General features: G+C 59.2%; 11 protein-coding genes. 9 read left to right on the forward strand and 2 right to left on the reverse strand.

Annotated elements, in window-relative coordinates; translation table 11 throughout:
• The first annotated feature begins 158 nt into the window (after positions 1 to 158).
• Positions 159 to 482, forward strand: a complete 324-nt coding sequence (locus A3224_RS05460) for a TfoX/Sxy family protein (protein ID WP_067157515.1) — start codon at positions 159 to 161, stop codon at positions 480 to 482.
• Positions 483 to 610: 128 nt separating this feature from the next.
• Here A3224_RS05460 and A3224_RS05465 read toward each other — a convergent pair whose 3' ends face one another.
• On the reverse strand, positions 611 to 1957 hold the full coding sequence (locus tag A3224_RS05465; protein ID WP_067152350.1) for a Na+/H+ antiporter NhaC family protein: 1347 nt from the start codon (positions 1955 to 1957) through the stop codon (positions 611 to 613).
• Positions 1958 to 2339: 382 nt separating this feature from the next.
• On the opposite strand from A3224_RS05465, the gene A3224_RS05470 reads away from it, so the two are divergent.
• The 8 genes from A3224_RS05470 (at position 2340) to A3224_RS05505 (ending at position 12477) form a co-directional block, all read left to right on the forward strand.
• Positions 2340 to 2933, forward strand: coding sequence for a PepSY-associated TM helix domain-containing protein (locus tag A3224_RS05470; RefSeq protein ID WP_067152352.1), 594 nt, complete (start codon positions 2340 to 2342; stop codon positions 2931 to 2933).
• A gap of 33 nt (positions 2934 to 2966) precedes the next feature.
• Positions 2967 to 3500: a DUF2271 domain-containing protein gene (locus A3224_RS05475; RefSeq protein ID WP_067152354.1), complete on the forward strand. Its 534-nt coding sequence runs from the start codon at positions 2967 to 2969 to the stop codon at positions 3498 to 3500.
• A gap of 30 nt (positions 3501 to 3530) precedes the next feature.
• The gene (locus A3224_RS05480) at positions 3531 to 4364 is read left to right on the forward strand and encodes a DUF4198 domain-containing protein (RefSeq protein ID WP_067152356.1); all 834 of its coding nucleotides are present in this window, start codon (positions 3531 to 3533) and stop codon (positions 4362 to 4364) included.
• 18 nt (positions 4365 to 4382) lie between these two features.
• Positions 4383 to 5840, forward strand: a complete 1458-nt coding sequence (locus A3224_RS05485) for a flavodoxin domain-containing protein (protein WP_067152358.1) — start codon at positions 4383 to 4385, stop codon at positions 5838 to 5840.
• Positions 5841 to 6153: 313 nt separating this feature from the next.
• Positions 6154 to 7023 (forward strand): MaoC family dehydratase, encoded by an 870-nt coding sequence (locus A3224_RS05490; protein WP_067152360.1) that lies wholly within the window; start codon positions 6154 to 6156, stop codon positions 7021 to 7023.
• Positions 7024 to 7118: 95 nt separating this feature from the next.
• Entirely contained in the window at positions 7119 to 8006 is an 888-nt protein-coding gene (locus A3224_RS05495; RefSeq protein ID WP_067152362.1) for a dienelactone hydrolase family protein, read from the forward strand.
• 231 nt (positions 8007 to 8237) lie between these two features.
• A complete protein-coding gene (locus tag A3224_RS05500; RefSeq protein ID WP_197463062.1) occupies positions 8238 to 9308 on the forward strand; it encodes an efflux RND transporter periplasmic adaptor subunit in 1071 nt (356 codons plus the stop codon).
• A gap of 4 nt (positions 9309 to 9312) precedes the next feature.
• A complete protein-coding gene (locus A3224_RS05505) occupies positions 9313 to 12477 on the forward strand; it encodes an efflux RND transporter permease subunit (protein WP_197463064.1) in 3165 nt (1054 codons plus the stop codon).
• A 54-nt stretch (positions 12478 to 12531) separates the two neighbouring features.
• Here A3224_RS05505 and A3224_RS05510 read toward each other — a convergent pair whose 3' ends face one another.
• On the reverse strand, positions 12532 to 12852 hold the full coding sequence (locus tag A3224_RS05510; protein WP_067152366.1) for a hypothetical protein: 321 nt from the start codon (positions 12850 to 12852) through the stop codon (positions 12532 to 12534).
• Positions 12853 to 12973 lie beyond the last annotated feature (121 nt).

Consider the following 12973-nt stretch of genomic DNA (forward strand, 5'->3'; position numbering starts at 1 on the left):
ATACGGAAAAAAATACCCCAAGGTCCCGACCTGTATTCGGGAATCTCATAATGGATACCTCTTCGATTTATCGGCTTTCCCGGCAGCGATGATTTTGTGGCGTAAACCGGAGCCGGTATGCAATTCCGAATTCAGCAAGGATGATTGAGGAGATTGTTATGGCATACAACAAAGAGTTGGCGGAAAAAGTCCGCAATCTGTTGAGGAACACTGACGGTCTGACAGAAAAGCAAATGTTCGGCGGTCTCGCCTTTATGCTGAATGGCAACATGGCCTGTGGTGTCGTCGGTGAGGAGCTGATGGTGCGAGTAGGTCCAGAAAATTACCAGGATGCACTGGCCGAGCGCTACACAAGGCCAATGGATTATACCGGCAGGCCGCTGAAAGGGATGGTCTATGTGGAGGAAGATGCGGTGGCCGCTGACCTGGATGCCTGGGTGAGCCGGGGGGCGGAATTCGCCGGTTCCCTGCCGCCGAAATAGGGCGGGGTTTCACAGCTTCCGTTTCATCGCTTCGGCTTCTTATTTTTATTTGAGCGTGAGGCGGCTTTGCTGCCGGACGCAAATTCCGCGCAGTTTTTGTAGAGCTGCTGATTTTTGCTTTGTGCCCTTTAATCTGCGGGGCTTGAAGCTGTATCTGCCTGACGTAAAGTTTCGCGGGGCAGGCCGATAGCTATGGAGATCAGCGCTGCTATCCCCAGCAACCAGCAGTAATAAATGTTGCCGATCAAGGCCAGTGGGGAGACCTTCGCCAGTGAGGAAGCCAGTAGTACCTGTGCGCCGTAGGGCAGCAGTCCCTGTACTGCACAGGAGAAAATATCCAACAGGCTGGCGCTGCGGCGAGGATCAACACCGTAGCGTTGTGCGATATCCTTGGCCAGGCTTCCGGTGAGCAGAATCGCCACAGTGTTATTGGCCGTACACACATTGGTGGCCGCTACTGCGGTGCTGATGCCCAGCTCGCCAATGCGGGTCGCACTTGCGCCTCTGCGCCGCGAATGATTGAGCTTGTCGATCGCAGTGGCCAGCCACGCCAGACCGCCGCCCGCCTGCATCATTGCCCCCAAGCCGCCGATCAGCAGGGAAAGAATCAATATCTCTTGCATACCGGTGTAGCCGGCGTAGACATCCCTGGATAGGGCCGCCAGACCATAGTCCGGTTGCAGGGTCAGACCAATGGCCCCGGCCAGTAACAGACCGGTGAAAAGCGTCAGTAATACATTGACGCCCGATACCGCAAGGCACAGCACCACTAAATAAGGCAGAACCCGCAGCGGCTCAAAGTCCCCCGGAGCCTCCACTACTGCCGAGCTACCCAGGAAATAGAGTCCACTCACGGTCACTAACGCCGCCGGCAGGGCGATGCGGAAGTTCATGCGAAACTTGTCCCGCATTTCCACACCCTGGGTGCGGGTGGCGGCAATGGTGGTGTCGGAGATAATCGACAGGTTATCGCCGAACATGGCGCCGCCGACGATAGTGCCGACAGTCAATAGCAGTGGCAGGTCGGTCGCATTGGCCATGCCCACGGCAATTGGCGTAATGGCGGCGACGGTGCCCATGGAAGTGCCCATGGCGGTGGCGATAAAAGCGGTGATCACGAAGAGCCCCGGCAGAACCAGGGTGGGGGGAATTGCGCTGAGGCCGAGATTGACGGCGGCGTCCACACCACCGGCGGCCTTGGCGACGCTGGCAAAGGCCCCGGCCAGCAGGTAAATCAGCAGCATGGTGACAATGGTGTGATCGCCAGCGCCGCGGATAAATGTTTCGATGCGGTGGTTCAGAGAGCCGCGAGCGAGCAGTACGGCCAGCGCGATTGCCGGCAGTATCGCGACCGGAGCGGAGATTTGATAGAAGGCCATCTCCACCCCTTGGGACTGATACCAGAGGCCGCTCCCTACAAACAGGCCGAGGAAAAGAAAAAGGGGCAGGAGTGCCAGGGGAGAGGCTTTGGTCATACAGCTGTTGATTGGGTACCACAGAAGAAATGATGCGGAAAAGCTGCGGATTATACGGAGCGGCCAGAGATCGACCAATAACTATTCGGTTGGGAGAGTCCCAATTCGGTTATATAAAAGCCGGCTAGGCTCGGTGATCTTCGGAGCCTTTTACGGTTGCGAAGGTGCTCAGTTCTCTCAGATCATGCAAGGTCCACTTCTGTTACCGGTGAAGGAGGCTCCGCGGTACTGTTGTATTTCACGCAACGCACCGCCCCCTTTTTTCTTGTGTTTAGTTAATGAGAAGCATTATTATTTGTCGGGAGTTTTAACCGCGGCGGGAGCGTAGCGCCGGCGATACTGGCCCGGAGCCAATGAAAACATTCGATTGAGAGCAGTAGAAGTGGGATTTTCTGTAGGGACAGTACGCCAGTGGCATTGGGTGAGTTCCGCCATATGTCTGGCGGCTATGTTGCTGTTCGCCATCACCGGTATCACTCTGAATCACGCTGCAGAGATTTCCGCTGAGCCGCGGGTAGTCAGCCGCGAAATCACTGTGCCCGCTCCACTGTTGGCGCATTGGCTTCCCGAAACAGAGCGGCAGTTGCCAGCCAATTTAGTGCAATGGCTCGCTGAAGAACATCAGATCCAAGTGCCCCGCCGGCACAGCGGTGAGTGGGATAGCGGGGAATTTTATCTCGCCATGCCGCGGCCCGGCGGCGACGCTTGGCTGTCCCTGGACACCGATAGCGGCGAGTTGATCTATGAGGACACCGACCGCGGTTGGATCGCCTATCTGAACGACCTGCACAAAGGCCGCGACAGCGGCCCTGTGTGGAAGTGGTTTCTGGATATCTTTGCGGCCGCCTGTGTTGTTTTCTGTCTGACCGGTTTTTGGCTGCTTTGGCAGCAGTCTCCGCGCCGACCGTCTACCTGGCCACTCACTGCCCTGGGCATCGTCATCCCTTTGGTGATTGCCCTGGTTTTTATTCACTGACTGAGCTGAAAAAAGGAAGTACCGAAAGAAATTATGCACATAAAGCCTTTGCAAAGACTCCGCTCCCTGGCGTTGGTGGCGGGTATGTCGGTCACCGGTTGGGCCCAGGCGGAGAGCCTGCAGGTAAGTATTGAGATTCCGCGTCTCAAAGTAGCGGAATACCACAAGCCCTACGTGGCCGTTTGGCTGGAGGACGAATCCCGTCGGGCCACACAGCTGGCAGTCTGGTACGACGTTCACATGCCCAATGACGAGGGCAAAAAATGGCTCAAGGATTTGCGCCAGTGGTGGCGCCGGGGCGGCCGCAGCCTCGATATGCCGGTGGATGGGATTACTTCCGCCACCTACGGCCCCGGCGAGCACCAACTGGAGTTGGCGTTGGATCGGGAGCAACTGGCGGCATTGAAGCCGGGCAGTTACCGCCTGCGAGTGGAGGCTGCGCGGGAGGTGGGCGGCCGTGAGCTGGTGGAGATCCCTTTGACTTGGCCACTGGATAAATCCGCACTGCCGCTCACTGGCAGTGGCAATACTGAACTGGGCGCAATACGCGTGGCTCTGCTCCCCTGATTGTCAATCTACGCATAAGAGGAACACGGAATGAAGAGAAATGTATTGGGCCGGGCGTTGCTGGCCGCAGTTATCAGTGCGGGTGTGGCCATGCAGGCGCAGGCGCACCGGATGTGGATACTGCCGAGTGCTACTGTACTTTCCGGCGAAAGTCCCTATGTGACTTTCGATGCCGCTGTATCGAATACCATATTTTTCCCGGATCACGTCGCCCTGCCCATGGAGCAGGTAGCGGTGACCGCGCCCAGCGGAGAACAGGTTCCGTTGCAAAATCTCGCCAAGGGGCACTATCGCAGTACCTTTGATCTGCAGCTGAAAGAAGAGGGCACTTACAAGGTAAGTCGTGCGTCGGCAGGTCTGCGCGCTTTCTGGAAAGATGCTGAAGGCAAGCGTCAAATGTGGCCCGGTCGGGGCAAGAGCGCGGACGATGCCGAGTTCGCAACCGCCGTGCCGAAGGATGCTAAGGATTTGCGCGTTATCTACGATTACCGCCGCACAGAGACGTTTGTGACGGCAGGCAATCCCACCTCAGAGGTACTCGCGCCTACAGGCGTGGGCTTGGAACTGGTCCCGGTTACTCACCCGAACGATCTCTATGTCGGTGAAATCGCCGAATTTAAACTGCTGATTGACGGGGAGCCGGCCAAAAATGCGGAAGTGGTATTGATTCCGGGGGGCACCCGTTACCGGGACAGTCAGAATGAAATTACCGCCAAGGCGGGCAGTGACGGCCTGTTCAGTGTCACTTGGCCGGCGGCGGGGCGCTATTTCATGGAAGCCGAGTATGAGGATGACAAGGCCAAAGCGCCGGCCACCAAGCGACACGGTGTGTACTCCGCCACCTTCGAGGTACTGCCGCTGTAAGACCTCGGAACCGATAAAGTGACGGAATACCAAAGAAGTATCCTGGCCGGCGCTGTCATTATTGCCTGGACCAGCTGGTGTCTCTGGCTCTACTGGCGGCAGCGGCGCGTACGCGCGGCGGCCGCCGGTGGCGCCGCGCTGGTGGCCTATGCCAGCCAGAGCGGCACTGCGGAAGCGCTCGCACGGCAGAAAATCGACGATTTAAAAGCCGAGGGTTACAGTGGTGATGAGATACGGCTGCTGCCGTTGAATCAGCTTACAAATGAGGCGCTGTTGTCGACGCGGCGGGCGCTGTTTGTGGTCAGCACTTTTGGCGACGGCGAGCCGCCGGACAACGGGCGCGCCTTTGCCCGCCGTTATCTCAACGGCGCCCGTTTGCCTCTGGATTTGTCTCATCTCTCCTATTCGGTAATTGCCCTCGGCGACAGTGCCTATACGAAATTCTGTGCCTTTGGCCAAGCGGTTTATAGGGGCCTGGCCGCCATGGGTGCCAAGCCCTTGCAGCCACTGGTGCGCATAGACAGCGGCAAGCCGAACACCACAAGCCCGGGGGCCGGCACAGCGGATGCCGTCAATTATTGGCAGTTGGCCGACCGGCAACTGCTGAACCCCAGCAGTCCCGGCGACCCCCTGTACCGGATTGAACTGCGGGCCTGTGGGCCGTCTCCCGCCTGGCGGGCGGGCGATGTTCTCACCATCCGGCCGCGGTTGGCGCGGCGGGTGGTGGAACAGTGGCTCGCGCGGCAGGGTGTGGATGGCGCCAATTGGATTACCGTGGCGGGGCATAGCCGTACGCTGGCGGCCTGGTTGAGTGAGCGGCAACTACCGGACCGCATTTGCCAGCCAGGCCAATTGCTGGGCGGTGAATTTGTTGATTGGCCCCTGTTGCCCGAGCGCGAATATTCCGTGGCCTCCCGCCCCGAGGAGGGCCGTTTGATATTGTTGGTGCGCCAGCGGCGGGGTGGACTGGGCTCCGGCTGGCTCACCCGTTATTGTCCGGTTGGTGGTTTCCTGGCCGGCTGTATCCGAGTCAACGCCCATTGCCACACGTTGGATCACCGCCGCCCGATTTTGCTTATCGGAGCCGGCAGCGGTCTGGCGGGACTGCGCGCACAGCTCGCGGAGCGGGCCCGGTGCCCCAGCCCCGGACGGAGTTGGCTGATTTACGGCGAGCGCAGTCCCGAGGTGGACCGGCACCTGGCCAGTGAGATAGATGGCTGGTTGGAAGCTGGAACACTGAGCCGCTGCGACCGAGTTTTTTCTCGCGCTGGAAATGGTCCGCGCTATGTGCAGCATTTTCTGACGGCCAACGGAGAGCAGGTGGCTTCCTTTCTGTCGCAGGGGGCGGATGTCTACGTCTGTGGCAGCAGTGCGGGAATGGGCGAGGCGGTGCACAGAGCCCTGGCAGATCTGCTCGGTACGCAAGCGGTGAATCGGCTGCTCGATGAAGGCCGCTACCGGCGGGATTTGTATTGATTTTCACGGAGCGATTGGGGAAGCCGTGAGGAGCGCGCGGGCGCTTCCTTGTGGCATCATCGGAGCCGCCTCTTTACCCCGGCGGATTGGAAATGCCCTCCATTACCTGAGCCTCTTCTCTGAGTGATGCTCTGAGATTTTCGAGATTCCTAAAAGCATCGGACCCGGATTGTGTCAACCCCTATATCCAACAGGGGGCTGCAGCTGAGCCTGAGTACAAACTGTAACCGCTTTCTGCCAGAATCCGGTCACTAATCCGGCAAATTCTCAGCAGTTGCGAACAGTTATTTTCCCCGGGGCATCCAGGTATAGCATGTCGAAAATCATTGAGCTGAAATCCGTCCCTTCCACACTGTCTTACTATCTGCGCGCACTTACCGTCAGTAAATCGGGGCAGCTTCCGGTCGCGGAGAGTGAGCTGGGCCGGGCGGTGCTCAAGGGGCGGCGCGTCAATGTAAGTTCCTTGAACGCCTACCGCGAAGCCTGTGCTTTCTCCGCCAGGGGGAGCTTGCCTGCCACTTATCCGTTTGTGCTGGCCGCGCCTTTGCACATGGAACTCCTAGTGTCCGATGCCTTTCCTTTCCGCGTGTTGGGATTGGTGCACTTGCGCAACGAGATTATTCAGCACCGAACCATCGACGTAGATGAAACGCTCGATATAGACTGCACTCTGCGCGGGCCGCGGCCGGTGCCGAAGGGAATGGAATTCGATCTGTATACCCGTGTTCTCTCCGGGCAGGAGCTGCTATGGGAGTGTGTCACCACCATGCTGCGGCGCGGTGGGGGCAGTAGGCCCGCAAGCCGTGCGCACAACAAACGCAAAACTGTCGATTTTACACCGGACTCTGTATCCCGCTGGGATGTCCCTGCCGGCACCGGCCGCCGCTATGCCCGGGTTTCCGGAGACAGTAACCCCATTCATTTGTCGGCGCTGACTGCCCGCCTGTTCGGTTTCCGCCGTGCAATTGTCCACGGTATGTGGACCAAGGCGCGTTGTCTGGCGGAACTGGATTCCCTGCTGCCCGGTGACGCCTTTAAGGTCAGTGTTTCTTTCAAGTTGCCGGTATTTCTACCCTCCAGCGTGCAGTTTCAGCAGCGTGCCGTGGATGGCTCTATTGAATTTGCCGTAAAAGACAGCGCGGGCAAAAAACCGCATTTGACGGGGGTGATTGAATCGCTTTAGCCGCTGCGGTAGACATCACGGCAATGGGTGTTCCCTTGCCCCGTTGGATGGCAGGGTAGCCGCGTCAATCGCCATATTTTTAGGAGGAGAGAAAAATGTGCGACGAAGATAGCAACCGGGAGGCGGAAGCCTATTACCGGCGACATGGCATGACACGCAGGGCTTTCGGCAAGACGGGGCTGGGGGCGGCCCTGGCGATGATGCTGCCCTGGTCCGCACGGGCACAGGAAGTGAAGGAATCCAAAGTGGTGGTGGAAACACCTGACGGCGAAGCGGACGCCTATTTTGTCCATCCGGCGAAGGGCCGCCACCCCGCAGTGATTATGTGGCCGGATATCTTCGGAATGCGCCCGGCCTTCCGGCAAATGGGAAGGCGGCTCGCCGAGTCCGGCTATGCGGTACTGGTGGTTAATCCTTACTACAGATCCATCCATGCCCAGCTGATTCCCGATGAGGCTCGGGTGATCGATCCCGATTTGCGCAAGGCTGTCTGGCCCAGGGCGAAGGCGCTGGCCGCAACTCTGTCACCGGCCACCTGTGTTACTGACGGCCGTGCTTTCGTCAGATTTCTCGATCGCCAGCCCTCGGTGGATACGGGGAAAAGGATCGGCGTTGTCGGTTACTGCATGACCGGTTCATATACCTTCCGGTTGGCGGCGGATATGCCCAAGCGCATTGGCGCCGGAGCCTCTTTCCATGGAGTAGGCTTGGTGACCGATGGGGAAGACAGCCCCCACCGGTTGGTGCCGGAGATGAAAGCGGGCTTTCTTATTGCGATCGCACAGAATGACGACGAGCGCGACCCCGGCGCCAAAACCGCATTGCGCACGGCATTTGACAGCGCCGAACTGCCCGCCGAGATTGAAGTGTACGAGGGCACGCTGCACGGCTGGTGTCCGCCGGATTCCGCGGTGTACAACCGGGAACAGGCGGAGCGGGCCTGGGGGCGTTTGCAGGCATTGCTCGCACGCAATTTGTCCTGATGGCATTTATCGGTGAAGCGGGGCGGGAATTGGTCCGCTCTGTCTTCCCTTTCGCCCCGGAAAAAGCGTTGTTTCCTCCTGTTTCCATGTTTTCCAACGCTGTGTGCACCCCATCTCCTGAGGCTCCGTAAATCCGCCACGGCGCTGCGTGGCTGCATGGCAATCGCAAATGCGAAGCAGTAAGCTAATGTGTTTTCAACAAAACGGCAGTAATTGTTGATGGGAGGCACCTTGAGACCAGCGAATGCGGGGCGTATCTGCTGTTACCGGAGCGCAGGTATCGGTTTGTTTTTTCTGGCGCTGCACCTGCTTGCTGGCTGTGAGGCGGGAAGCGAGGCCGCTCCACCGGTGCAGTTGTCATCTGCGCAGCCGGTGGTAACCGAAGCGGTGGCCTGGCAGCCGCGCAGAGTGCGAATCGAGGCGGTGGGTACATCGCGGGCGGCCAGGAGTGTGACACTCTATCCTCAGGTGAGTGGCGAGGTCGTCGAGGTTTTATTCAAAGCTGGCGACAGAGTGAAGGCCGGCCAGACTATCCTGCGGCTCGATGACCGCGACCAGCGCTTGGCTGTGGCGCAGGCCCGCGTGGCACTGGAGGACGCCGAGCGGCTCTACAGCCGCTATGAGCGTACACGGGGGTCGGGCACGGTGACAGAGAGTGCGCTGGACGATGCGCGCAGCGCTGTCGAGCGCGCCCGGCTCAGCTTGCGGCGGGCCGAAGTGGCATTGGATTACCGCTCCATCGAGGCCCCTTTTGAGGGTTATCTCGGAATCACTGACCTCGATCCCGGCGCACAGGTGTCGCCCAGCACACCGATTACCACTATCGACGATCGCCTTACACTGCTGGTTACCTTCCAGGTGCCGGAATTGTTTCTCGGCCAGATCGGACCGGGGCAGTCAATTGATGTGGCCACTTGGGCCAATGGCAGCGCGGAACATACTGGTAAGGTCACCGATATCGACAGTCGCGTCGATCCCGGGACCCGCACCTTTGCCGTGCGGGCACTTGTGGACAACCGCGAGGATCAACTGCGGCCGGGTATGAGTTTCCGGGTGACGCTGAATCTGGTGTCCGGGCGCTATCCGGCGGTGCCGGAGGTGGCGCTGCAATGGGGCAACGATGGCGCCTTTGTCTGGGTGGTTGAAGAGGGGCGGGCAAAACGCGTTTCGGCCACGGTGGTGCAGAGGTTGCAGGGAATCATTCTGGTGGATGCGAACCTTCCCGAGGGTACACCGGTAGTGACAGAAGGCACTCAGCGCATGCGCGAAGGGCTGTCTGTCGTTGATATCGCGGAGGTGTAACGCCGTGCGCGACGACTGCAAGTCGAGTCCAAGTCCGACTCCCGATATTCACCGCAGCGATCTGGCGTCACTGGCTATTCGGCGGCCGGTGTTGGCGCTGGTGCTGAACCTGTTGATCGCCATTGCCGGCATCGCCGCTTTCTCGGCGGTGGAGGTACGCGAACTGCCCGACGTGGATGTGCCGATTGTGTCGGTACGCGGCCAGATGCCAGGCGCCTCTCCGGAGACTATGGACTCGGAAGTGACCAGCATCGTCGAAGGTGCGGTGGCTCGGGTTTCCGGTATCAAGCATATCGAATCATCCAGTGAGGAAAATAACTTCCGTATTCATATCGAGTTCAACTCGAATATCGATCTCGATACTGCCGCCTCTGATGTACGTGAAGCGGTGAGCCAAGTACAGCGGGAACTGCCGGAAGATGTGGAGCAACTGGTGGTGGTGAAAGCTGCCGACCAGCCGGAACCGGTCATTTACTTGGCGGTTACCAGCGATCAGCTGCGTGATGAAGCGCTCACCTACATCATTGAAAAAGACATTATTCCGGAGCTGGTCTCGGTCCCCGGTGTTGCCGATGTGCCTATTTTCGGCCAGCGCCAGCGGGTGCTGCGGGTGGTGTTGGACCCGTTGCGCCTGACGAGCTTCGGTCTGTCTGTCAGCGACGTAGCCGCTGTGCTCGAGCGGGCGCCGCTGGATGTCCCTTCCGGCAGTTTCCAGTCGGAAGATCAACAGTTGTTGGTGCGTGCCGATGCGTCGACAGTCACCGAAGAGCAGGTGCGCAATATTATTATCCGCGGTGATGTGCGGATCGGCGATATCGCTTATGTGTCCTTTGGCCCGGAGGATGTCCAGTCCCTGGTATACCTGAATAACCGGCCGGTGATCGGCCTGGCCGTGGTGCGCCAGGCCCAGAGTAATACCATCGAGATCAGCGACGGTGTGCGTCGGGCCGTGGACAAGCTCAACAGGCGTTTTGACAATCTCCATATCACCGTCACCGAGGATCGCGCTGTCTTTATCCGCGGCTCCGTAAAGGAGGTGGTCACCAGCCTCTGCTACACGGTGTTGATAGTGATTGCCGCCATCTGGTTGTTTTTCGGCAATATCCGCACCACGCTGGTGCCAAGCACGGCAATACCTATCGCTCTGATAGGCACACTGGCGGGAATTTGGTTGATGGGCTTTTCCATCAATATCCTCACCCTGCTGGCGATTGTCTTGGCCACCGGCCTGGTGGTGGATGATGCCATTGTGGTATTGGAAAATATCCAGCGTCTGCGCACGCAAGGAATGGGGGCCCGTGCCGCTGCGGTATTGGGCACCCGCCAAGTGGTTTTCGCGGTCCTGGCCACTACCGCAGTACTGATCAGCGTATTTATCCCCATTGCACTGTTGCCCAGTACCGCCGGGCGCATGTTTCGTGAATTTGGCCTAGTACTGGCCACGGCGGTGGCGCTGTCTTCGGTAGTGGCGCTGACACTGGTGCCAATGCTCACTGCGAGAATTACTCAAGGCGGGCAGGCTGCGCGGGAAGGCCGCTATTACGGCAAACTGGTCCGCGCCGGCGGGCGTATTGGCGCTGCTTACGAGCGCAGCCTGGCAACCTGCCTGCGCCACGGTTGGTTAAGCTTTTCCGTGGCACTGCTAGTGGCTGTGGGGGCGGGTTTTCTGTACCAACTACTGGGCAAAGAGCTCTTGCCGCCGGAGGACCGCGGGGTTATCCGAGTGAATGCCACCGGCCCGGACGGAGTCGGCCAGAACTATATCGGCCGTCAGGCAGCGCATATCGAAAGTGCGGTGCAGCCGCTGGTGGCGCGCGGTGATGTCAGCGATATCCTCACCGAAGTTGGTCGCTACGATCCCAACCGGGCCAGGGTTACGCTGCTGCTGGCCCCCTGGGAGGAGCGCACTGTCTCCCAGCAGGCACTGATGCAGGAGATTCTCGGGCCGCTGCAGGCAATCCCCGGTGCACGTATCCATGTCAACAGTCCCAACAGCCTGTCGTTGCGCGGTGCCGGTGGCGATGTCGAGGTGGCGTTAGTGGGCAATGACTATCCGCGCATCTACGAGGCCGCGCGGCAGATGGCGCGCGCCATAGAGGACCGCCTGCCGCACCTGGGCCAGCCGGATATCAGCTACAGACCCACTCAGCCACAGCTTTCCATCGAGATAGACCGCCGCCGCGCCGCGGACCTGGGTGTGCCGCTGGACAATATCGCCACGACACTGCGCGCAGTGGTCGACGGCCTGGATGTCACCGATCTGAATGTGGGCGACGAAGCGGTACCGGTAATGCTGGAGGCGGCCGACACCACGATTTCCTCTCCGGAAGATCTGGTCAATCTTTATGTAAAAAATGACAGCGGCAAGTTATTGCCGTTGTCGAGCATGGTTACCTTGCACGAGGAGAGTGTCGCCGCAGAGCTGGACCGCCACGGTCAGCGCCGCGCCATCGAAATCAGCGCGGGGCTCGAGCCCGGTTATCCTCTGGCCAGTGCAGTAGAGGAACTGCGTGCGCTGGCCAGTGAAGTTTTACCGGAAGATATCGGCATTCTTTTTCTGGGCGAAGCGGATACATTGGAGGAAAGTTCCCGGGAAGTGGCCATGACCTACGCCATTGCGGCGCTGGTAGTCTTTCTGGTGCTGTGTGCCCAGTTCGAGGGGATCAGTAGTGCGGTGATTGTGATGGTCACGGTGCCATTTGGCCTGGCGGCTGCAATCTATGCGCTTTTCCTGACCAGTACCACGGTCAATATTTTCTCCCAGATCGGCCTGGTGATGCTGATTGGCCTGATGGCCAAAAACGGCATTTTGCTGGTGGAGTTCGCCGACCAGCTGCGGGACCGCGGCCACAGTGTCTACGAGGCGGTGATCGAGGCGGCCCGGGTGCGGCTGCGGCCTATCGCCATGACCATGCTCTCCACGGTACTCGGGGGCCTGCCCCTGATCCTAAGCAGTGGCCCCGGGGCTGAAGCTCGCGGGGCTATCGGTTGGGTTATGTTCGGAGGCTTGGGGTTGGCTGCGCTGTTCACCCTCTATCTCACACCGGTGGTTTATCTAGGGTTGGGCCGTTTCCATAAGCCGCGTTCAGTAGAGCGCGGCAAGCTGGAGGAAGAGTTGCAGGCGGCTGCGGAACAGTCAATGAGAGGTGGCCAAGGGGGGCACCTGTGATAATGGGGGGCGGCGCGGCTGTTCAGGGGCGCAAACGAAGCTGGGCTTCAGAGGCTAAACGGAGAAGCCCAACAGTAACACGGCGCCGATTAGAATCACCCCCTGTACTATGGCAATCAGTATCGCCTTCAGGAAGCTGGTGCCCAATACCAGCATATAGGCGATCGCGGCCAGGGGAATGGTGATCAACATGCCGTATTCCGCCGTCACCCCGGGAATTATGCCGCCGACAAAGCGCTGGATAATCACTGCCAGCAACAGTGCGAACAGACAGTGGAATACGCCGGTATTGCGTGCCCCCATCATTGCCGCGGCCATTTTTAGCGGCAGTACCAGTACGACCAGCAAAATGATCAACAGGATAAGAAATTCCATTTTCGGGCTCCGTGTCTGTTAAAAGTGTAACTATAGTCTTCAGCTGTGTGTATGCAGCGTTTGATTAAACGGTATATAGACGGCTGCCAGTCTCGCTGCAAAACCTCGCTATATCCGCGTA

This window comes from Microbulbifer thermotolerans, assembly GCF_001617625.1.
GTDB classification, from domain to species: Bacteria; Pseudomonadota; Gammaproteobacteria; order Pseudomonadales; family Cellvibrionaceae; genus Microbulbifer; species Microbulbifer thermotolerans.